Consider the following 21,582-nt stretch of genomic DNA (forward strand, 5'->3'; position numbering starts at 1 on the left):
TTTTTTATTCATAAAGTCCGCTTTCCACACATAAATCTGTAATGACATATAGTTTGGGAGGGGGAAAAGAAGTGGCAACAGATCATTCATTACGTTTTTCATTAAAAGAATCTGTTTGGTTCCAAAAAGGACAGGAAGTCGAAGAACTTTTGTCAATTTCGTTAGATCCAGACGTTGAGATAGAAGAGCTTGATCATGAAGTTATCGTGAGAGGGCAATTAGATTTAACGGGAGAGTATGTTGCACGGCAAGATGATTCAGCTTATTCATTAAGAGATCTATCACCAGCGAAGTCAATTGATTATGTAGAAACAAGGGAAGATGGGATTAATGAACTTGTTCATTCCTTTCCACTTGAAATATCAATTCCAAGAAACCGTGTGAAAGTAATTGAAGAACTATATGTATCTATCGAGGAATTTGATTATGAATTAAAGGAAAATGGTTGCTTACAATTATTAGCGGATATATCTATCACTGGTTTATGTGATGAAGAAAGAATCGAGGATGAAGAGGAAGAAACGGCGTATGCTGAGTTAGAAGATGATCCAGTACAAGAGGATGAAAATAGACCAACGCCGCACATGGAAGAACCAGCCTATAAGGAATCAAATGAGTGGGAAGATTACGCATTTGAACCGTTCCAACTAGAAGAAAGAAAAGAGCAGGAAGTAGAGGAAGAGGAAATAGAGGAACATGAATTTGTAGAGCGTGAAGAGGAGAAAGAAACAACGCCACAATTTGAATTGTTCGGAAGAAAAGATTTCAAGAAAGAAAAAGCGAAGAAACAAGAAGAGCAAGAAGAAGAAACGTATTCACAGCGAGATGAAAATGCGCTTTATTTAACGAAATTATTTACGAAAGAGCCGGAAGAAGAATTTACAAAGTTAAGAATGTATTTCGTGCAAGAAGGGGATACAATTGAATCTGTTGCAGATCGTTATGAAACGTCTGTACAAAACTTATATCGTGTTAATCAAACAGAAGATATATATTTAACTACAGGGCAAATTATCTATATTCCCGTTTCAAGAACAAAAGCGAAATAAGTGAGTGTTTTCACTCACTTATTTTTCTAAAGGCTATGTTTTGAATAGAAAGGGTTATTCGTATGGATATGGAATTACGAAATCGCTATGAACCCATTGTAAGGCAATATAGATTGGATACGCAGCATATGGAAGAGCACGGAAGTGTAACGAAAATTTATACGAATCAAGGTCCATATGCGCTCAAGAAAATAGAAGGCAGAAAGTTAGAGCGGAATAACTTTCTGCATCATATTCAATATTTGAAGGAGAAAGGTTTTTCAAATTATGTACCTATATACCATGCGACAGATGGAAATTATATTTTAAGTGACGGGACGTATAATTATTATTTAATGCCTTGGTTAGAACGTGCGGAAGGGAACGGCGAGGATAATGATCAATACCATAAAATGTTTCAAACTCTCGGAACGTTGCATCAAAAAACAGTAAAAGAAGAAACGTATACTGAAGAGGATCTAGAAAAACATTATACAAATATATCCGATCGCTGGGAGAATGATGGCGAAATGCTAGAAGAGTTTCTCGTAGAATCTGAAGCGAAGTGGTATATGTCACCATTTGAACTGCAATATTGTACGTACTATCATCATGTAATGAGGGCGCGTGAGTTTGCAACGAAGCAATTAAATGAGTGGAACGATGCGATGAAAGAAAAAGAGACAACACGCATTACGTTTGTACATGGTAACGTATCACTTAATCACTTTTTATTCGACTATGAACGAAATGGCTATTTTATTAGTTTAGAAAAATCAAAGTTTGCAACACCTGTGCAAGATATTGTGGGATTTTATTCTCGGTCGTTAAACACATATCCAATTGCACGAAGTGATCGGTTTGAATGGTATCAAATGTACCAAAAAAATTTCCCTTTTACGAAAGAAGAGCAACTACTCATGTTTGCGTATATGACGTATCCATCACAATTTATTCGGCAAATTCAGTCTTATAAGAAAAGAAGAGAGAGCCGTAATGAGGAAAATGAACTTCTTGGAGTAAAGAGCTTACAACAATCGCATTGGCTCGTTAGCAATATAGAATATTTCCTGTCGCAATTACAAGCTGCCCAGCAAGGGAACGGATAAAAAGATAAGTAGTATCTCTACTTATCTTTTTTTTTCGCTCGTCCAAAAAGCCGTAGTATTAAATTTATCTTGACGAATAGGGTTTCGTTTTTTACACTATTGTATATAATAATTAACAATCATATAAATGCCTTGAAGGGGAAGAGTATAACAAGAAACGTCTTCAGAGAGGAGAATCATTAGCTGGGAGATTCTCTAGATAGTTATGTTAGAAGGTAGCCCTGGAGCATCTTTTCTGAACGGAATAGTTCTCATTAGGAAAAGACGGATTTGTCCGTTATCAAATTAAGAGTATAAGCAAATTCCTGAATTTGTTTGTAAATAAAGGTGGTACCGCGATGTCCCTCGTCCTTTTTGGATGAGGGGCATTTTTTATTTTAAGGAGGGAAAATAATGTCAAACACGGAAAAGAATTTACCAACTAAATATGATCATATGTCCGTTGAAGAAGGCCTTTATCAATGGTGGCTTGAAGGCAAATATTTCGAAGCAACAGGAGATGAGAAGAAACAACCATACACAATTGTAATTCCACCTCCGAACGTAACTGGTAAGTTACACTTAGGTCATGCTTGGGATACAACTCTTCAAGATATTTTAACTCGTACGAAGCGTATGCAAGGTTACGATGTATTATGGCTTCCAGGAATGGACCATGCGGGTATCGCAACGCAAGCGAAAGTAGAAGGGAAACTTCGTGAAGAAGGTATTTCACGTTACGATCTTGGCCGTGAGAAATTCCTTGAAAAAGCTTGGGAATGGAAAGAGGAATACGCGTCTCACATTCGTCAACAATGGGGGAAAGTTGGTTTAGGACTAGACTATTCTCGTGAACGTTTCACATTAGACGAAGGTTTATCTGATGCGGTTAATAAAGTATTCGTTCAATTATACGAAAAAGGCTTAATTTACCGCGGTGAATATATTATCAACTGGGATCCAGCAACACGCACAGCTCTTTCTGATATTGAAGTAATTCATAAAGAAGTTCAAGGTGCATTCTACCATATGAACTATCCATTAACAGATGGCTCTGGTCATATTCGTCTTGCGACTACTCGTCCAGAAACGATGCTTGGTGATACAGCAGTAGCAGTTCATCCAGAAGACGATCGTTACAAACATTTAATCGGAAAAACAGTTACACTTCCAATCGTAGGCCGTGAGATTCCGATTATTGCTGATGAATACGTAGAAAAAGATTTCGGAACAGGCGTTGTAAAAATTACACCAGCTCATGACCCGAATGACTTTGAAGTAGGTAACCGTCATGACTTACCACGTATTTTAGTAATGAACGAAGATGGATCGATGAACGAAAAAGCTGGTAAGTATAACGGCATGGATCGTTTCGAATGCCGTAAAGCGTTAGTAAAAGATTTACAAGAAGCGGGCGTATTAGTAGAAATCGAGCCTCATATGCATTCAGTAGGTCATAGTGAGCGTAGTGGTGCAGTAGTTGAGCCTTACTTATCAACACAATGGTTCGTAAAAATGGCTCCACTTGCTGAAAAGGCAGTAGAGCTTCAACAAAAAGAAGAAGAGAAAGTAACGTTCGTACCAGAGCGTTTCGAAAACACATATTTACGTTGGATGGAAAACATTCACGACTGGTGTATTTCTCGTCAATTATGGTGGGGACACCGTATTCCAGCTTGGTATCATAAAGAAACTGGTGAAGTATACGTAGGTACAGAAGCACCAGCAGATATTGAAAACTGGAATCAAGATAACGACGTACTTGATACGTGGTTCAGTTCAGCGTTATGGCCGTTCTCAACACTTGGTTGGCCAAATGAAGAGGCAGCAGACTTTAAAAAGTTCTATTCAACAGATGCTTTAGTAACTGGTTATGACATCATCTTCTTCTGGGTATCTCGTATGATTTTCCAAGGTTTAGAGTTTACAGGCGAGCGTCCATTTAAAGATGTATTAATTCACGGTTTAGTTCGTGATGAGCAAGGTCGTAAAATGAGTAAATCTCTTGGTAACGGTATTGATCCAATGGATGTTATCGAGAAGTACGGTGCAGATGCAATGCGTTTCTTCTTATCAACAGGAAGCGCACCAGGTCAAGATTTACGCTTCAGCATGGAGAAAGTAGAATCTACTTGGAACTTCATTAATAAAATTTGGAATGCATCACGTTTCGTATTAATGAACATGGATGACATGAAGTATGAAGAAATCGATTTAACTGGTGAAAAATCAGTTGCGGATAAGTGGATTTTAACTCGCTTAAACGAAACAATCGAAAGCGTAACACGTAACATGGATAAATATGAGTTCGGTGAAGCTGGTCGTTCATTATACAACTTTATCTGGGATGATTTCTGTGACTGGTACATTGAAATGGCGAAACTTCCACTATACGGTGAAGATGAAGCAGCTAAGAAAACAACTCGTTCTATTTTAGCTTACGTATTAGACCGAACAATGCGTCTGTTACACCCATTCATGCCATTCGTAACAGAGAAGATTTGGCAACATTTACCGCATGAAGGCGAGTCTATTACAGTAGCGGCGTGGCCAACAGTTCGCGAAGATTTACAAGATACAGAAGCTGCAGCAGAAATGCACCTTCTAGTTGATATCATTCGCTCTGTTCGTAACATTCGTGCAGAAGTTAATACACCAATGAGCAAAAAAGTTCAAATGCAAATTAAAGCGAAAGATGAGGCTGTACTTGCTCAACTTACGAAAAACAGCTCTTACATTGAGCGTTTCTGTAACCCAAGCGAATTAACAATTCAAACGGATTTACAAGCGCCAGAAAAAGCAATGACTGCAATCGTATCGGGTGCAGAGTTATTCTTACCGTTAGCTGATCTTATCAATCTTGATGAAGAGAGAGCGCGTCTTGAGAAAGAACTTGAGAAGTTCGACAAAGAAGTAGAACGTGTACAGAAGAAACTTTCAAACCAAGGTTTCGTAGCGAAAGCTCCTGCAGCAGTTATTGAAGGAGAGCGTGCGAAAGAGCAAGATTACCTAGAAAAACGCGAAGCAGTTCGTCAACGTCTAGTAGATCTTGAAAAGTAAAATGTTTTTTTAGAGGCTCACTATATTGGTGAGTCTCTTTTCTTTGCGTATAATAGGAGTATAAAGGTTGTCTGTTGAAAGGGGAAAGCATACGTGATACATACATACGAAGAAGCGATAGGGTGGATTCATAGCCGATTGAAGTTTGGTATTAAACCAGGATTAGAAAGAATGAGATGGATGCTAGAAGAGCTCGGAAATCCAGAGCGTCACATAAAATGTATTCATCTTGCTGGTACAAATGGAAAAGGTTCAACGTTAACATATATGCGCTACATGTTAGAGGACGCAAAATATAAGGTAGGAACATTTACCTCTCCTTATATTGAAACATTTAACGAACGTATTAGTGTGAATGGAACACCAATTGCAGATGAAGAGATTACTGAACTTGTAAAGATGGTAAAGCCAGTCGTTGAAAAACTAGATGAGACGGATTTAGGGGAAGCGACTGAGTTTGAAATTATTACTGTTATGGCAATTTGTTATTTCGGTAAAGTCAATTTCTGCGATGTTGTTTTATTTGAAACAGGGCTTGGAGGGCGCTTTGATTCTACGAATGTTATTCATCCTGTTCTCACGATTATTACAAATATCGGCCACGATCATATGCATATTTTAGGGAATACACTAGGAGAAATTGCATATGAAAAGGCAGGGATTATTAAGTCTGGTGTTCCAGTTATTACTGGTGTACAAGATGAGGAAGCATTGCAAGTCATTCAAAAGGTTGCAAAGGAAAATCATGCAAACTTATACGAGATGGGCAAGCATTTTACAGCGTTACATAAACAGTCTAGCGAAGATGGAGAACAGTTCGATTTCACTTGTCCTTTCGCCTCTTTTAAAGATGTGCAAATCTCAATGAAAGGCAGTCATCAAGTAGGAAACGCAGCACTTGCACTTATGGCAGTCATGTATGTGAAAACATATTTATCATTTTTAATTGAGGAAGAAGAAATAAGAACTGGATTAAAGGAAGCGTATTGGGTGGGGCGCTTTGAAAAACTGCAAAGTAATCCAGATATTATTATAGATGGTGCTCATAACCCAGAAGGTATTGAAAGTCTTGTGAAAACGGTAGAATCACATTACAAAGATAAAAATGTAATAGTTTTATTTACTGCCCTTGGTGATAAACAATTGCATAATATGGTAGGGCAATTAGAAACCATCGCCGATGAAATTATTTTTACAACATTCGCCTTTGATCGTGCTATTTCAGCAGGTGAGCTTGCATCGTATTCAAAGAAAGAGTCAAAATTAATTTTTGAAAATTGGAAAGAGGCAATTGATACGAAGGTTGAAATGCTTGGAGAAAATGATGTTTTTATCATAACAGGTTCTCTTTATTTCATTTCGGAAGTTCGAAAATATATTCGCGAAAAAAACTAGATAGTCTTTGCTATCTAGTTTTTTTGTTCTACAAATGAAGTCAAATGCATACATATAAGATAAATATATAGGGTTATTTGGCGAATTCCTCTGACAAATATCTCGTTTTTTTGTGAAATGAATATGATATGATGCGGACAACGATAAGAGGTGAGGTGTGAGTGTATGGACAAGCAATCACGAACGATCTCAGTGAAAGTGAATGGAACAGAAGCGAAGTATGAGGAGAAGAAGAAAGATGAATTTGAATGGATGGTAGTAGAAAGTGAAAGACCAAAAAACGTTGTTCCGTTTCAAAAAGCGAAATTAGCGTCTACGGAAAAAATACGAAAGAAGTGGAGCAATACATTAATTGCAATCGTTGCAACTGCGATTGTTATTGGTACGGCGTTTGGGATGGGAATGCTACAGTTACTTAAAGGACAAGGGGCGACAGGGGGAAGTGAAGTAACAGCTTCGAAGCAGATGCAAAATGAAGAATCAAAGGTGGGTGGAACGGCAGAACAAACACCAGCACCAAAAGAGGAAAAAACAAAAGCACAGACAGGAACGTTATTAGATCCAATGAAATTATTTTTTGTTCAAGGAGGAATTTATTCTTCTGAAGAAAAGGGACAGGCTGCTCTTGAAGAGTGGAAAGGCAATGGAGGCGTCGCAGCTTTAAAACCGAGCGGTGATAAGTATGCATTAGTTGTTGGTGTTGCTAGCGATGAACAGGGCATAAATCAATTAATGACGCAGTATAAAAATGATAATGTCTCCGTATTGAAAAAAAACTGGGATATAACAGATAAAGCGTTACTTAAAGATGATAAAGAAGTCGGGGCGTTTTTAACAAAAGTACAGCCATTATATACTCATTTAGCAAAATATGCTTCCAGCGTACAAGCTAGTGGAAAAAGTAATACAAAAGATATAGGTGCGATTGAAAAAGAGTGGAAAGCGATTGAAAAAGAAGGGAAAAGTATGAAGCAAGAAGAAGCGAAGAAATTGTATATGTATACGTCAGTAGCTGTGCAAACAGTGAAGGATGGAAAAGGTGATAAGGAATCTTTGGCGAAATTAAATCAAGTTATTATTGATGGTATACTTTCATATGAAAAAATTGTTTCACAAAAGGTGAAATAATAGGATAATGAAATGACGAAGGAAGAGGTATAGGTACTTCTTTCTTTTCTTTTGAATTTAGAGCAAAGCGCTTTCTCTATGGCAGGAATATAATCGTATTTTAGTAAGGAAGTATTATTTTGTTTAGAGAAAATAATATTTCTTTCATTTGTGGACAAACTATTCCTTTGATACGATTGTTGTAAATGATTCTGCTTCATGTGAGAAAGGAAGGAGAAAATATGAGAAAAATTATTTTAGCTTCAGGATCACCTCGCAGAAAGGAATTGCTTGAGTTAGCAGGTGTACCGTTTGAAATCGTTGTAAGTGAAGTAGAAGAAACGATTGGTGCGTACTCATCACCTTCTGATATTGTTATGTCTCTTGCCCTGCAAAAAGCATCTGCGGTAGCAGAAACGAATGGTGATCACATTGTGTTAGGTGCAGACACAATTGTTACATATGATTCGCGTGTTCTTGGAAAGCCTTCTAATGAGGATGAGGCGAAAGAAATGTTACGATTATTATCAGGGAAAACACATGAAGTGTATACGGGTGTTGCAATTATAGCAAAAGACAAAACAGTCACTTTTTATGAGCGTACAGAAGTTATGTTTTGGGAATTAACAGAAGAGGAAATTGACGTATACGTTGCATCAAAAGAGCCTCTTGATAAAGCAGGAAGTTATGGAATTCAAGGTAAAGGATCTATTTTTGTTCAACATATTCAAGGGGACTACTATAGTGTAGTCGGGTTACCAATTTCACGTCTTGTTCGGGAATTAAAACAATTTAATATTGATGTAACCCATGCGTAGAATTGCATGGGATTTTCTTTGAGAGAACAAATAAAAGGGGTGGAGAAATGAACGGTATTCGTGATGTTGTCAAAGAAGAACAGCCACGGGAGCGTTTATTGTTAGAAGGAGCTGGGAGTTTATCGAATCGGGAGCTTCTTGCAGTGTTACTCAGAACAGGTTCTAAAGAAGAAACAGTTTTAAAGTTATCAGATAAAATTTTACATCACTTTGATGGTTTACGTATGTTGAAAGATGCAACGTTAGAAGAGCTTGTCAGTATACATGGTGTTGGGATTGCAAAGGCAGCCCAGCTTATAGCCGCTTTTGAACTTGGTAGAAGGATGGTACGTTTAGAATATCAAAATAGATATAGCATCCGAAGCCCAGAAGATTGTGCGAGATATATGATGGAAGAAATGCGCTTCCTGCAGCAGGAGCATTTTGTATGTTTATATTTAAACACAAAAAATCAAGTTATACATAGGCAAACGATTTTTATTGGAAGTTTAAACACATCAATTGTACATCCAAGGGAAGTTTTTAAAGAAGCATTCCGCCGTGCAGCAGCCTCTATCATATGTCTTCATAACCATCCCTCAGGAGACCCGACGCCGAGCAGAGAAGATATCGAAGTAACAAAACGCTTAGTAGAATGCGGTCGAATTATCGGAATTGAAGTGCTTGACCATATTATAATAGGTGACCATAAATTCGTGAGTTTAAAGGAAAAAGGTCATATTTAAGACTATGCTTTTTACTTATTTTGTTTTATAATGTGATTTATGAGTTTTTTGTAGAAATTTATCTACAAGAAGGATAAAGATATAAAAAACGTACTGTTTTTATAATATAAAGTAAGAAAAAATGAGTCCGTGAAAACAAGAAAGGAAGATAAAAAATATGTTTGGATTTGGTGGCTTTACTCGCGATCTTGGAATAGATTTAGGAACTGCAAACACGCTTGTATATGTAAAAGGAAAAGGTGTAGTTTTACGTGAACCTTCAGTAGTAGCGTTACAAACTGATACGAAACAAATCGTTGCTGTAGGTAGCGATGCAAAACAAATGATTGGTCGTACACCAGGAAACGTTGTGGCACTTCGCCCAATGAAAGACGGTGTAATTGCTGATTACGAAACGACAGCAACAATGATGAAATATTACATTCAACAAGCTCAAAAATCAAATGGATTCTTCTCACGTAAGCCTTACGTAATGGTATGTGTACCGTCTGGTATTACAGCTGTAGAAAGACGTGCAGTAATTGATGCGACTCGTCAAGCTGGTGCTCGTGACGCTTATCCAATTGAAGAACCATTTGCAGCGGCAATCGGTGCAAACTTACCTGTTTGGGAGCCAACTGGTAGTATGGTTGTTGATATCGGTGGCGGTACAACAGAAGTTGCAATCATTTCTTTAGGTGGTATTGTAACAAGCCAATCAGTTCGTGTTGCTGGTGATGATATGGATGATTCAATCATTCAGTACATTAAGAAAAGCTATAACTTAATGATCGGTGAAAGAACAGCTGAAGCATTAAAATTAGAAATCGGTTCTGCAGGCGAGCCAGAAGGTATCGAGCCTATGGAAATTCGCGGTCGTGATTTAGTAAGTGGTTTACCAAAAACAGTACTAATTCAGCCAGAAGAAATTGCAGATGCATTAAAAGATACAGTAGATGCAATTGTAGAATCTGTTAAAAATACGTTAGAGAAAACTCCACCTGAATTAGCAGCAGATATTATGGACCGTGGTATCGTATTGACAGGTGGCGGAGCATTACTACGTAATTTAGATAAAGTGATTAGTGAAGAAACAAATATGCCAGTTCTTGTTGCAGAAGACCCATTAGATTGCGTAGCAATTGGAACGGGTAAAGCATTAGACAATATCGATCTTTTCAAAACTGCTGCTCGATAATATTGCAAAATAAAAATCAGTAAAATTAAGAGGGTGTGAACGTGCCACAGTTTTTCTTAAACAAAAGATTAATTGTTTTGTTAGTTAGTATTATTCTTCTCGTGGCATTGATTGGAATCTCATTGAAAGAACGGAATAGTTTGACGTGGCCAGAGCAGTTTATTAAAGATACTGTCGGTGTTGTAGAGCGTGTATTCCAAAAGCCAGCGAAATACGTAGCTGGATTCTTTGAAGATGTGGAAGATGTAAAGCGCACGTATGAAGAGAATAAAGAATTAAAAGCAAAATTAGATAATTATGCAGAACTATCAGGAAAAGTAAAACAATTAGAAGATGATAAAAAGAAACTACAAGAGTTAACGGGTAAAAAAGAGTTGAATAGCGGTTATACTGAAATTCCAGCGACTGTTGTTTCTCGTAATCCAGATAAATGGTACGATTTAATTGGAATTGATAAAGGGGCACAGCAAGGAATTAAAAAAGATATGGCTGTAGTAACTTCACAAGGTTTAGTTGGACGAGTGAAAAGTGTATCTCAGTTTACATCATCAGTAGAATTACTAAGCTCTATGAGCCGAACAAATCGTGTTTCTGCTATCGTACAAGGTGACGAGAAAATCTTTGGATTGATTGAAGGTTACGACAAAGAAAAGCACTTACTTCTTTTCACAAAGATTGGCTCTGATGCTAAGGTAGAGAAAGATCAACTAGTTGTAACATCTGGACTTGGTGATATTTTCCCAAAAGGCCTTGTAATTGGAAAAATTGTTGATGTTCAGCCGGATCCATACGGTTTAACAAAAACAGCTTATGTAAAACCAGCCGCTGATTTAAATGACGTAGAGCATCTTATGGTTGCTAAACGTGAAACGCCTTCAGCGCCATTAGAATAGGAGGAGGAGAAGAGATGATGAAGATTTTAAAAAGAGCAGCTCTTCCTCTTTTGCTCCTTTTTGTTTTTCTATTTGAAAATATGTTTGCTACTGTTGTTCCAACAGAGGTTTTTTGGAAAGACAGTATAGCAGCACCTCATTTCTTTATAATTGTGTTATGTTTTATTACTGTGTACTATAGTCCGGTCCAAGGGATTTATTACGGACTCTTATTTGGTTTCTTATTTGATACCGTATACACAGAACTTGTCGGTATATATATTTTTGCGTATCCAATTTTAGCTTATTTAGTTTATAGTGTGATGAAGATACTACAATTGAATTTATTTATTGTTGCTTCTATCGTACTAGCTAGCATTGTAGCATTAGAGTATTATGTGTATGGATTTTTAACTTTGTTAGGACGTACTCATATGTCGGCGTATGTCTTTTTCACAGATCGTCTCCTGTCTACTTTATTGCTAAATGCAATTTTCTTATTGATAGTTTGTTTCCCACTGAGACGATATTTAGTGCGTCTTTCAAAAGCGATGGAAGAAAAAGAAAAAAGGATTTTCTAATTTTATGTCGAATTGAATCGGTGGGGTGAACTTTAGTGGAAGAAAAAAAGCAACAAAATGTAACAATAAAAGGGACAAAAGACGGAATAACGCTTCATTTAGATGATTGTTGTTCATTCTCTGAATTACTGAAGGAATTGGACGAAAAGCTTTCTACACATTACTATCATGGTGATGGGCGCTCTTTAATTGAAGTGCATGTGAAAGTGGGAAATCGTTATTTAACAGAAGTCCAACAAGAAGAGATTCGTACGTTAATTCGTAATAAAAAGAATCTTGTTGTGGATTCAATTGAAAGTGATGTTATAACTAAAGCGGAAGCAATAGCTTGGAAAGAAGAAACAGAAATTGTCCCTATTTCCAAAATTGTTCGCTCTGGACAAGTTTTACATGTAAAAGGAAATTTATTGTTAATTGGAGATGTTAATCCAGGCGGAACGGTTATCGCTGGGGGGAATATTTTTGTCGTAGGATCATTAAGAGGAATTGCGCATGCTGGGTATTATGGGGATTCGGATGCTGTAATCGCTGCATCTGTTATGAACCCGATGCAACTTCGAATTAGTGATGTGGCAATGCGGGCTCCGGAAGAGAAAGAAGACGGAGCGGAGGCGGCAGAATGTGCGTATATTAATGAGAACAATCACATTGTTGTCGATCGACTGCAACTTCTCACTCATCTTAGACCTAATTTAACAAAGTTAGAAAGGGGAATTGTATAGCTGTGGGAGAGGCAATAGTAATTACATCTGGAAAAGGCGGAGTAGGTAAAACTACAACGTCTGCGAACATTGGTACAGCCCTAGCGTTATCTGGAAAGAAAGTGTGCTTAATTGACACAGATATCGGTCTTCGAAACTTAGACGTAGTAATGGGGCTGGAAAATCGTATTGTATTTGATCTTGTTGATGTCGTTGAAGGGCGTTGCCGTTTACCTCAGGCTCTTATTAAAGATAAACGTTTTGATGATCTTTATTTATTACCTGCAGCACAAACGAGTGATAAATCAGCGGTAACACCTGAACAAATGGATGAATTAATACAAGTATTACGTCAAGATTACGATTACATATTAATTGATTGTCCTGCGGGGATTGAGCAGGGATTTAAAAACGCGGTAGCTGGTGCGGATAAAGCAATCGTTGTTACGACGCCAGAAGTATCCTCAATGCGCGATGCGGATCGTATTATCGGGCTTTTAGAAAAAGAGGATATTGAACCACCGAAACTTGTTATTAACCGTGTGCGTAGTCATATGCTTCATGAACAGGATATGTTAGATGTTGATGAAATCGTACGTACATTGTCAATCGAGCTTCTTGGTGTTGTCGAAGATGATGATGAAGTTATTCGTGCTACAAATACAGGTGAACCTGTAGCGTTGCAACCGAGTGGAAAAGCAGCGTTAGCTTATCGTAATATTGCAAGACGCTTGTTGGGTGAGAATGTACCATTACAAGCATTTGAACAAGAAAAGGTATCGGTATTTACAAAGGTGAAAAACTTCTTTGGAATCCGTTAACAGCACTTCGCACATATGCGAAGTGCTTTCTTTTTTCTTCACACGAATATCTTCCTTTCCTAGCTCATACATATGTACAAACTGTATACAACTGTTTCTACTTAAATCAGCTTAACGAAAGAAAGGAGACAGTATGAAGAATAGACGTGTAGAAGAAATTAAAAAACGGATTGCGAAAAGGAAGGCAGAGCAAGAAAGGATGGAGGAAGAGCAGTATTTTGCTGGAGGGAATTTTGATAGTGAATCAGTATTTATTGAAGAAGGAGAAAAGGAAATTCATCCTTTATTTCGAAAGGAAGTATTTTTCTTTAAAGTTTTGTTATCAGCAATATTAGTTCTTTCTGTCGCTATTTTATATAAGAATGCACCCTCTTCTTTCGACGGTGCGAAAGCTGTTACAGAAAAAGTGATGAAAGAAGAATTTCAGTTTGCTACTGTAGCGAAATGGTACGAAAAACAGTTTGGAAAACCACTCGTATTCTATTCGCCTAATGAGAAAAAAGAAGGAACCATTCAGCAAAAAGATTATGCAATTCCTGCTTCCGGAAAGGTGATGCAAGGGTTTCAAAAAAATGGCCAAGGTGTATTTGTTCAAACGGCTACAAATGCAACTGTTGAGTCAGTGAATGAAGGGCTAGTTGTTTTTGCAGGCAAGAAAGAGGAACTTGGAAATACAGTTCAAATTCAGCACGCGGATGGCACTGAGTCATGGTATGCAAATTTAAATGACATGTCGGTGAAATTATATGATTACGTTTCAAAGAAACAAAAAATTGGAACAGTGAATAATGATGCAAATAATAAAAATGGTAAGTTTTATTTCGCAATAAAAAAGAATGAAAAATTTATTGACCCGATTCAGGTGATTTCATTTGATTAAATATAGGGATGTTTTAACGAAGATTTCAGTGCATCCGTTGTTTTGGGTTATAATTGTCATTGGTATTTTTACGGCGCGTTTTAAAGAGTTACTACTGTTATTTTGTATCGTTCTCATCCATGAACTTGGGCATGCTTTTGCAGCGGCACACTATAATTGGCGTATTAAAAAGATTCAACTTTTACCGTTTGGTGGTGTGGCTGAGCTCGAGGAACATGGAAATAAGTCGTTGAAAGAGGAGCTTGTTGTTGTAATTGCAGGACCTATTCAACATATTTGGATGATGCTGGTAGGTTATATATTGTTTGAAGTTGGTTGGCTTGATGCGGATTTATATTATTTCTTTATGTGGAATAATATAATCATTTTAGCATTTAATTTACTACCTATTTGGCCGCTTGATGGTGGGAAAGTATTGTTTAACGTATTATCATATCGTTTTCCTTATTTACAAGCACATGAAAAGATGATGAAATTATCATGTGTTTTTTTTAGTGTAATACTAGGCTGGCAGTTACTTTGGAATAGCAACAATGTAATGATGTGGGTACTACTCATATTTTTAGCGGTATCGTTATATCAGGAATGGAAACAAAGACGGTATGCCTTTATGCGTTTTTTATTAGAACGTTATTATGGGAACAAAAGAGGAATTGAAAAGATTGCACCTATTGAAGTGCAATCAAAAGATCATTTATATAAGATATTCACAAAATTTCGTAGGGGGTATAAGCACTCTATTATCGTCCATGGAAAATATAAAGAACATTACACATTGGATGAAAATGAATTGCTCTATGCGTATTTTACTGAAAAACGAACAACTTCATCTGTTGAAGAATTAATCGGTTAGTGTTGACGATAGCACTAACCTTTTATTATTGTAAAAGCAAAGAAGATTATAAAGTGAGGAAATAATTTTGAAAACGTTATTTATGAACTACGCTGGATCGGAAAAACGAGTTGCAATTGAAGAGAAGAAAAAAATTGTAGAGTTTTTATGGAAACGAAATGAAGAACAAGAGATTGTTGGGCATATTTATGTTGGACGCATCGTAAGAACAATCGCTGGAATGAACGCAGCATTTGTAAACATCGGTTTAGAAAAACATGCGTACCTTTCATATGATGATGTACCATCTTCATATCGTATACATGAAGGGCAAGCGGTACTCGTACAAGTTGTGAAAGAAGCAATTGATACGAAAGGGCCGAAATTGACAGCGAACATAGAATTTACCGGGAAATATGTCGTTTATATGCCATATGATGAAATGCGTGCGGTTTCTCGGAAAATAAAAAACAATAAAAGAAGGCAACAGCTACTTCAAATTGAAGTAGAAGGGACCGGTGGTTACATTTTTCGCTCTGCTTCTGAAAAAGGAGAAATTGAAGAAATACAAGCTGAAATGCAAAGGTTACAGCAGTTATATGAAGAGTTAAAAAGAAAAGAGGGCCAAGGGAAAGCACCGTTACTGCTTCATCGACCGGCCACCTTTTTAGATCGTGTATTTCAAGAGAATCCAATTGAAACGATTGAAAAAGTAGTTGTAGATACAAGAAGTATTGTAAAAGAATTAGAAGAAAAAGTCGGAAAAGAAAAAGTATCTTTTTATAATGAAAAGTCTTCAATGTTTAACCATTTTGGAATAGAGCGTGAGATCGAGAAAGCACTTCAAAAAATTGTTTGGCTTCCGAATGGTGCTTATTTAATTGTGGAACAAATGGAGACGATGACTGTAATTGATGTGAATACGGGCAAGTTTACCGGAAAGCAAAATTTACAAGATACAGTCCTTCGTACAAATGAAGTGGCAGCTGAAGAGATTGCACGTCAATTAAGACTGCGTGATATTGGCGGTATGATATTAATTGATTTTATTAATATGAAAAGAAGAGAAGATAAAGAAAAGGTAAGAGAATGTCTCATAGCTGCTATGCAAAATGATCGCACATATACAAGAGTGCTCGGGTTTACAGAGTTAGGGGTTTTGGAGATGACACGTAAACGTAAAAAACATTCTTTACGCGATGTATTACTAGAAGAGTGTGTACCGTGCAAAGCGACGGGGTATGTGATGTCATATGAAACAATTGCGTATGAGTTAGAAAGAGAGTTAATCACATATGGCGATATAGAAGATGAGGCAGTATTAATCGCTGCACCTAAAGAGTTACAAAAACAATTTTTGCAAAAAGAATTACAAAAAAATATTCCATTTGAAATTTACTTCAAAGATGATATGATCGAAAAGTACGCTATTATTCGTTTTGGAAGTAAAACAGAAATTGTAGAACGGAAAAAATAGTTAGCAGAACATTTATTGACAACCGTCTATGATTCATGATAACATCTTTATGTTATAGTTTATAGCACCTAAACGGCTATATGCTACAACCGCACAAGACAGGTTCCCTAAAGACATTTATGTCTACCTCGTTTTTGGCGAGTCTTAGTAAATAAGAGGAGGTGCAAGTATGTACGCAATTATCGAAACAGGTGGAAAACAAATTAAAGTTGAAGCTGGTCAAGCAATCTACATTGAAAAATTAGATGTTGAAGCTGGTGAAACTGTTACTTTTGACAAAGTTCTTTTCGTTGGTGGCGAAAACGTTAAAGTTGGTAGCCCAGTTGTAGAAGGTGCAACAGTTACTGCGAAAGTTGAAAAACAAGGTCGCGCTAAGAAAATCATCGTTTTCAAATACAAAGCGAAAAAGAACAATCGTAAGAAACAAGGTCATCGTCAACCTTACACTAAGCTAGTTGTTGAAGCTATCAACGCTTAATTCTGGTTAACATGATTAAAATTACGATAAGTCGCACGAAATTAGGAAGTATCCAATCATTTAAAATGACTGGACATGCCAATTATGCGCCACATGGACAAGATCTTGTCTGTGCTGGAACTACAGCGGTTGTGTTCGGTTCTATAAATGCAGTGGAAGAACTTTGTAATGTGCAGGCAACTATTGAACTCGGAAGTGATGGCGGATTCTTAACGTATGAATTGCCTAATGATTTAGACGTTCATACAGCAGAAAAAGCACAGATACTTTTAGAAGGATTAGTTGTTTCGCTAAAGACGATCGAACTTGATTACGGAAAGTATATCCGTTTAATAGAAAAAGTGCAGGAGGTGTAACGTATGTTAAGATTAGATCTTCAGTTTTTCGCATCTAAGAAAGGTGTAGGTAGTACAAAGAACGGTCGTGACTCTCAGTCAAAACGTCTTGGTGCTAAACGCGCAGATGGTCAAACGGTTTCAGGTGGTTCAATTCTTTACCGTCAACGCGGTACAAAAATTTATCCAGGTGTTAACGTTGGTCGTGGTGGCGATGACACTTTATACGCGAAAGTTGACGGCGTAGTACGCTTTGAGCGTCTTGGCCGTGACCGCAAACAAGTGAGCGTATATCCTGTTGCTCAAGAAGCATAAGAACTCACGGAAAACTCTAACCTGAGTGCAGGTTAGAGTTTTTCTATATTAAGGAGTATCTAAATGAATGAAAAATGGACAATTATAGATGCATTGCGCCATTCAAGACATGATTGGCTCAATCGTATGCAGATGGTGAAAGGAAACCTTTCCCTTGGAAAAGTGGAAGAGATTCATAGTCTCATCGATCGTTTTGTCCAAGAAGCGAGACAAGAATCCAATCTGATGGGGCTATCAATGCCTTTATTTTCAGAGTGGATTTTAACATATAATTGGAAACAGCAGCCGTGCTTATTGGAGTACGAAGTATTAGGGAAATTACATAACTTCTCTCACTTAGATGAGACTGTATGTACATGGACGGATCAATTTTTCTCAATGCTTCAGCATAGTTTAGACGTATATGTTGAAAATTATGTTTGTATCACAATTGAATGTGACGCGGATAATGCTCGTTTCTTTTTTGATTTTCGTGGTAAGCTAACGAGTGTAGAAGAACTACAGAATTGGCTTGCGACCCAAAACAATAAATGGTATTCCATTTCTTATACAGTACGAGACGAAGAAGTCTCAGTTATATTACAACCAATCGAAAAAAGTGTGGTGAAATAATGTTTGTAGATCAGGTCAAGATATATGTAAAAGGCGGCGACGGTGGTAACGGAATGGTTGCGTATCGTCGTGAGAAGTATGTACCTAAAGGTGGCCCAGCAGGTGGCGACGGTGGTAAAGGTGCAGATGTTGTTTTTGTTGTTGAGGAAGGCTTACGTACATTAATGGATTTCCGCTACCAACGTCATTTCAAAGCTGATCGCGGTCAGCACGGAATGAGTAAAGGTCAGCACGGTCGTAAATCTGAAGATTTAATCGTAAAGGTTCCACCAGGAACAATAGTAAAAGATGAAAAAACAGGTCAAATTCTTGCGGATTTAGTAACGCATGAACAAACAGCTGTAATCGCAAGAGGTGGCCGTGGTGGCCGTGGTAACTCACGTTTCGCAACAGCAACGAACCCAGCGCCAGAAATCGCTGAGAACGGGGAACCAGGTCAAGAGCGTGATGTCATTCTAGAACTTAAAGTGCTAGCAGATGTTGGACTTGTTGGATTCCCAAGTGTAGGTAAATCTACATTATTATCTGTTGTATCATCAGCGCGTCCGAAAATTGCAGAATATCACTTTACAACAATCGTTCCAAATCTTGGTGTTGTTGAAACTGGTGATAACCGCAGTTTCGTTATGGCTGACCTTCCTGGACTAATTGAAGGCGCACATGCAGGCGTTGGACTTGGACACCAATTCTTACGTCATATTGAGCGTACACGTGTAATCGTGCACGTTATTGATATGTCTGGTTTAGAAGGCCGTGAGCCATATGAAGATTATGTAACAATTAATAATGAATTAAAAGAATACAATATGCGTTTAACAGAGCGTCCACAAGTTGTTGTTGCAAACAAAATGGATATGCCAGATGCAGAAGAAAACTTACAAGCATTTAAAGAGAAAGTGGGAGACGAAGTAAAAATCTTCCCAATCTCAGCTGTAACGAAACAAGGTGTTCGTGACTTACTATTTGAAGTAGCGAACTTATTAGAAACAACACCAGAATTCCCAATGTACGATGTTGTCGAGGAGTCTGAAGCAAGTGTAATGTACAAATTTGATGCTGAAAGTCTTAAATTTGAAATTACACGTGAAAGTGACGGCACATTTGTTATTTCTGGTTATGATATTGAGAAGACATTCAAAATGACAGACTTCTCACGTGATGAATCTATACGTCGTTTCGCTCGTCAAATGCGCGGAATGGGTATTGATGAAGCGCTTCGTGCACGTGGTGCAAAAGATGGAGATATTGTAAAAATTCTTGAATATGAATTTGAATTTATCGACTAAGACTGCCGAAATATGGCAGTCTTTTTTTATTGTAAATGTCTGATTCGTATAGGAAAAAATACCCACTAATTAAATTTTCAATTTATAATAGAACAAGGAGTGGTTTTGGAAGAATTTTTTATGGGGAGAAAACGAACATGTATAAAATATTAATTGTAGAAGACGATGAAAAAATAGCGGGAATATTAGAGGAGCATTTAGAAAGGTATGGCTATCAATCATTTAGAGCAAGTGATTTACGACATATAAAAGATGAGTTCGTAAAAGTAAATCCGCATCTCGTGTTACTTGATATTAATTTACCGTATTTTGATGGTTTCTATTGGTGTCGTCAAATCCGCAGTGTATCGAATGCACCAATTATTTTTGTTTCTGCAAGAACAGGAGAAATGGATCAAGTAATGGCGATTGAGAATGGCGGAGATGATTACATTACGAAGCCATTCCATTTAGATATCGTCATGGCAAAGGTGAAAAGTGCACTTCGCCGTGGCTATGGTGAGTACGCCTCTGTTGCTGAGAGTGATTGTTTAGGTGTAAATGGATTGTTGTTATTTCCATCCCAGCACATTGTTGAGTGGCATGGGCAACAAACGGAGCTGACAAAAAATGAATTTTACTTATTAGAGTGTTTAATGAAACAAGCAAATCAATATGTAACGCGTGAAGAACTGTTAGAAGCCCTGTGGGATGAGGTAGCTTTTGTTGATGATAATACATTAACCGTAAATGTAAAACGCGTAAGGAAGAAACTAGAGGAGCTAGGCATTAAAAATGCAATTGTAACGAAACGTGGATATGGTTATGCGCTTCTTACAGAGTGGGGAGAAGGGCATGAAGGTTAAAGATTACCTCATGGATCGCTTTTCTTTAATTCTTTCTTACATTGTTAGCCTTTGTTTATTTGGGCTCGTTTTGCAGTTGCAAAGTCTTCTAGAAAAGCGATCTATTGATTGGAATACGTGGTTATACGGACTTTTATTAGGGACAGTTGTTTTTACTGTATATCTCATTTACGATTACCGAAAACGGAGTGTGTTTTTAAAGAGGATCGAAAAGTATGTTACTGGCGGAAATACATTACATGATTCATTACTTATTGACACTTCTTATACGGCAGAGCAAGAGATGGTCGTTGAATCGTTTACGCTGTTAAGACAGCAATATATGAATGAAGTTCATAAACAACATGCAAAAGAACAACAGCAAATGATATTTATGAATCAATGGATTCATCAAATGAAAACACCAGTATCTGTTATTGAGTTACTATTACAGAAGTTTGGTAAAGAGCATCGTGAAGCAAGAGCAACAGTTGAAAGTATTCGCGAGGAAAATAATCGTATACTAAATGGTTTAGATTTAGCGTTACATATGGCAAGGTTAGAGCAGTTTGCGAAAGACTATAAAGTAGAAGTAGTAAATGTGATAGATATTATTCGAGGTATTATTAATGAAAATCGAAAGTCTTTCATTCAATCGTCTGTATTTCCGAAAGTGATGTTTGAGGAAGATACTTGTATGGTTGCCTCTGATAGAAAATGGCTAAGTATTGCTATAGGGCAAATTGTTGTAAATGCAATTAAGTATACAAAAATTTCGGAAGCAGAGAAAAAGGAAATTCAATTTCAAATTGAAGAGAAAGATCAAAAGGTATTATTACATATTAAGGACAATGGAATCGGTATTCCAGAGCAAGATGTAAAGCGTATATTTGATCCATTCTTTACGGGGATAAATGGTCGTAAAACGAGAGAAGCGACTGGAATGGGTTTATATATTACGAAGGAAATTTGTGATAATTTACATCACGGTATTTATGTGCAATCGGCTGAAGGAGAAGGGACAATATTCACGTTCCAATTTGCAAAAGATGAAGAATATCATACATTAATGAGAAAAATGACAAAACTGTAAGATAACAAAACGTTTTGTAAGGGAAATCACTCGTTTCTTTTTCTTATTTTTCTTATAGTAAATGTAAGAAGAAAACA

General features: G+C 37.2%; 22 protein-coding genes and 2 other annotated features. All 22 genes read left to right on the plus strand.

The features are described 5' to 3' along the window. Positions 1–71: 71 nt before the first annotated feature. The 22 genes from spoVID to QCI44_RS05290 all read left to right on the plus strand — a co-directional run bounded on the left by spoVID (position 72) and on the right by QCI44_RS05290 (position 21,505). Positions 72–1,049 (plus strand): stage VI sporulation protein D, encoded by a 978-nt coding sequence (gene spoVID, locus QCI44_RS05185; RefSeq protein ID WP_098985949.1) that lies wholly within the window; start codon positions 72–74, stop codon positions 1,047–1,049. 62 nt (positions 1,050–1,111) lie between these two features. Further along, entirely contained in the window at positions 1,112–2,137 is a 1,026-nt protein-coding gene (gene ysxE, locus QCI44_RS05190; RefSeq protein WP_016135388.1) for a spore coat protein YsxE, read from the plus strand. A gap of 123 nt (positions 2,138–2,260) precedes the next feature. Further along, positions 2,261–2,493: a binding site (T-box leader), on the plus strand. A 37-nt stretch (positions 2,494–2,530) separates the two neighbouring features. Then, positions 2,531–5,176 (plus strand): valine--tRNA ligase, encoded by a 2,646-nt coding sequence (locus QCI44_RS05195; protein WP_016135387.1) that lies wholly within the window; start codon positions 2,531–2,533, stop codon positions 5,174–5,176. Positions 5,177–5,269: 93 nt separating this feature from the next. Continuing rightward, a complete protein-coding gene (locus QCI44_RS05200) occupies positions 5,270–6,571 on the plus strand; it encodes a bifunctional folylpolyglutamate synthase/dihydrofolate synthase (RefSeq protein ID WP_016086106.1) in 1,302 nt (433 codons plus the stop codon). A gap of 165 nt (positions 6,572–6,736) precedes the next feature. Continuing rightward, complete coding sequence (locus tag QCI44_RS05205; RefSeq protein WP_353811026.1) at positions 6,737–7,699, plus strand: stage II sporulation protein B; 963 nt, start codon at positions 6,737–6,739, stop codon at positions 7,697–7,699. A gap of 221 nt (positions 7,700–7,920) precedes the next feature. Then, positions 7,921–8,496: a Maf family protein gene (locus QCI44_RS05210; RefSeq protein WP_353811027.1), complete on the plus strand. Its 576-nt coding sequence runs from the start codon at positions 7,921–7,923 to the stop codon at positions 8,494–8,496. 47 nt (positions 8,497–8,543) lie between these two features. After that, positions 8,544–9,221, plus strand: a complete 678-nt coding sequence (gene radC, locus QCI44_RS05215) for a DNA repair protein RadC (protein ID WP_016135385.1) — start codon at positions 8,544–8,546, stop codon at positions 9,219–9,221. 157 nt (positions 9,222–9,378) lie between these two features. Continuing rightward, entirely contained in the window at positions 9,379–10,398 is a 1,020-nt protein-coding gene (gene mreB, locus QCI44_RS05220; protein ID WP_000466737.1) for a cell shape-determining protein MreB, read from the plus strand. A 41-nt stretch (positions 10,399–10,439) separates the two neighbouring features. Next, positions 10,440–11,291 carry a rod shape-determining protein MreC gene (mreC, locus tag QCI44_RS05225; protein WP_016086136.1) on the plus strand — a complete coding sequence of 284 codons (852 nt, stop codon included), beginning with the start codon at positions 10,440–10,442 and terminating at the stop codon, positions 11,289–11,291. 14 nt (positions 11,292–11,305) lie between these two features. Beyond that, on the plus strand, positions 11,306–11,851 hold the full coding sequence (mreD, locus tag QCI44_RS05230; RefSeq protein WP_016086137.1) for a rod shape-determining protein MreD: 546 nt from the start codon (positions 11,306–11,308) through the stop codon (positions 11,849–11,851). A gap of 35 nt (positions 11,852–11,886) precedes the next feature. Further along, positions 11,887–12,573: a septum site-determining protein MinC gene (minC, locus tag QCI44_RS05235; protein WP_016086138.1), complete on the plus strand. Its 687-nt coding sequence runs from the start codon at positions 11,887–11,889 to the stop codon at positions 12,571–12,573. Positions 12,574–12,575: 2 nt separating this feature from the next. Next, the gene (gene minD, locus QCI44_RS05240) at positions 12,576–13,373 is read left to right on the plus strand and encodes a septum site-determining protein MinD (protein ID WP_000503311.1); all 798 of its coding nucleotides are present in this window, start codon (positions 12,576–12,578) and stop codon (positions 13,371–13,373) included. Positions 13,374–13,506: 133 nt separating this feature from the next. Next, entirely contained in the window at positions 13,507–14,253 is a 747-nt protein-coding gene (gene spoIVFA, locus QCI44_RS05245; protein ID WP_016086139.1) for a stage IV sporulation protein SpoIVFA, read from the plus strand. Beyond that, positions 14,246–15,106, plus strand: a complete 861-nt coding sequence (spoIVFB, locus tag QCI44_RS05250; RefSeq protein WP_016086140.1) for a stage IV sporulation intramembrane metalloprotease SpoIVFB — start codon at positions 14,246–14,248, stop codon at positions 15,104–15,106. Before spoIVFA ends, spoIVFB begins: the two co-directional genes overlap by 8 nt. Before the next feature lie 67 nt (positions 15,107–15,173). Next, a complete protein-coding gene (locus QCI44_RS05255; RefSeq protein ID WP_016135384.1) occupies positions 15,174–16,562 on the plus strand; it encodes an Rne/Rng family ribonuclease in 1,389 nt (462 codons plus the stop codon). A gap of 77 nt (positions 16,563–16,639) precedes the next feature. Continuing rightward, positions 16,640–16,717 (plus strand) — a sequence feature (ribosomal protein L21 leader region). Between the two features lie 14 nt (positions 16,718–16,731). Then, positions 16,732–17,040 carry a 50S ribosomal protein L21 gene (rplU, locus tag QCI44_RS05260; protein WP_000270907.1) on the plus strand — a complete coding sequence of 103 codons (309 nt, stop codon included), beginning with the start codon at positions 16,732–16,734 and terminating at the stop codon, positions 17,038–17,040. A gap of 11 nt (positions 17,041–17,051) precedes the next feature. Continuing rightward, positions 17,052–17,396, plus strand: coding sequence for a ribosomal-processing cysteine protease Prp (locus QCI44_RS05265; RefSeq protein ID WP_002008596.1), 345 nt, complete (start codon positions 17,052–17,054; stop codon positions 17,394–17,396). Positions 17,397–17,399: 3 nt separating this feature from the next. Then, on the plus strand, positions 17,400–17,690 hold the full coding sequence (gene rpmA / locus QCI44_RS05270) for a 50S ribosomal protein L27 (RefSeq protein WP_000944957.1): 291 nt from the start codon (positions 17,400–17,402) through the stop codon (positions 17,688–17,690). Positions 17,691–17,753: 63 nt separating this feature from the next. Continuing rightward, complete coding sequence (locus tag QCI44_RS05275; protein ID WP_016086142.1) at positions 17,754–18,302, plus strand: sporulation initiation phosphotransferase B; 549 nt, start codon at positions 17,754–17,756, stop codon at positions 18,300–18,302. Further along, positions 18,302–19,588, plus strand: coding sequence for a GTPase ObgE (obgE, locus tag QCI44_RS05280; protein WP_000497121.1), 1,287 nt, complete (start codon positions 18,302–18,304; stop codon positions 19,586–19,588). Before QCI44_RS05275 ends, obgE begins: the two co-directional genes overlap by 1 nt. 137 nt (positions 19,589–19,725) lie before the next feature. After that, positions 19,726–20,433: a response regulator transcription factor gene (locus QCI44_RS05285; protein WP_016135383.1), complete on the plus strand. Its 708-nt coding sequence runs from the start codon at positions 19,726–19,728 to the stop codon at positions 20,431–20,433. After that, a complete protein-coding gene (locus QCI44_RS05290) occupies positions 20,423–21,505 on the plus strand; it encodes a HAMP domain-containing histidine kinase (RefSeq protein ID WP_098985947.1) in 1,083 nt (360 codons plus the stop codon). The genes QCI44_RS05285 and QCI44_RS05290 overlap by 11 nt, the downstream gene beginning before the upstream one ends. Positions 21,506–21,582 lie beyond the last annotated feature (77 nt).

Source organism: Bacillus cereus group sp. RP37 (assembly GCF_040459695.1).
Lineage (GTDB): Bacteria > Bacillota > Bacilli > Bacillales > Bacillaceae_G > Bacillus_A.

What these genes read in the sequence shown, in the direction of transcription:
- ysxE (WP_016135388.1), top strand. Translation starts at nt 1,112, where the DNA reads ATGGATATGGAATTACGAAATCGCTATGAACCCATTGTAAGGCAATAT.
- mreD (WP_016086137.1), top strand. Translation starts at nt 11,306, where the DNA reads ATGATGAAGATTTTAAAAAGAGCAGCTCTTCCTCTTTTGCTCCTTTTT.
- rpmA (WP_000944957.1), top strand. Translation starts at nt 17,400, where the DNA reads ATGTTAAGATTAGATCTTCAGTTTTTCGCATCTAAGAAAGGTGTAGGT.
- mreB (WP_000466737.1), top strand. Translation starts at nt 9,379, where the DNA reads ATGTTTGGATTTGGTGGCTTTACTCGCGATCTTGGAATAGATTTAGGA.
- QCI44_RS05195 (WP_016135387.1), top strand. Translation starts at nt 2,531, where the DNA reads ATGTCAAACACGGAAAAGAATTTACCAACTAAATATGATCATATGTCC.
- QCI44_RS05275 (WP_016086142.1), top strand. Translation starts at nt 17,754, where the DNA reads ATGAATGAAAAATGGACAATTATAGATGCATTGCGCCATTCAAGACAT.
- rplU (WP_000270907.1), top strand. Translation starts at nt 16,732, where the DNA reads ATGTACGCAATTATCGAAACAGGTGGAAAACAAATTAAAGTTGAAGCT.
- QCI44_RS05290 (WP_098985947.1), top strand. Translation starts at nt 20,423, where the DNA reads ATGAAGGTTAAAGATTACCTCATGGATCGCTTTTCTTTAATTCTTTCT.
- QCI44_RS05265 (WP_002008596.1), top strand. Translation starts at nt 17,052, where the DNA reads ATGATTAAAATTACGATAAGTCGCACGAAATTAGGAAGTATCCAATCA.
- QCI44_RS05210 (WP_353811027.1), top strand. Translation starts at nt 7,921, where the DNA reads ATGAGAAAAATTATTTTAGCTTCAGGATCACCTCGCAGAAAGGAATTG.
- obgE (WP_000497121.1), top strand. Translation starts at nt 18,302, where the DNA reads ATGTTTGTAGATCAGGTCAAGATATATGTAAAAGGCGGCGACGGTGGT.
- spoIVFA (WP_016086139.1), top strand. Translation starts at nt 13,507, where the DNA reads ATGAAGAATAGACGTGTAGAAGAAATTAAAAAACGGATTGCGAAAAGG.
- radC (WP_016135385.1), top strand. Translation starts at nt 8,544, where the DNA reads ATGAACGGTATTCGTGATGTTGTCAAAGAAGAACAGCCACGGGAGCGT.
- QCI44_RS05205 (WP_353811026.1), top strand. Translation starts at nt 6,737, where the DNA reads ATGGACAAGCAATCACGAACGATCTCAGTGAAAGTGAATGGAACAGAA.
- QCI44_RS05285 (WP_016135383.1), top strand. Translation starts at nt 19,726, where the DNA reads ATGTATAAAATATTAATTGTAGAAGACGATGAAAAAATAGCGGGAATA.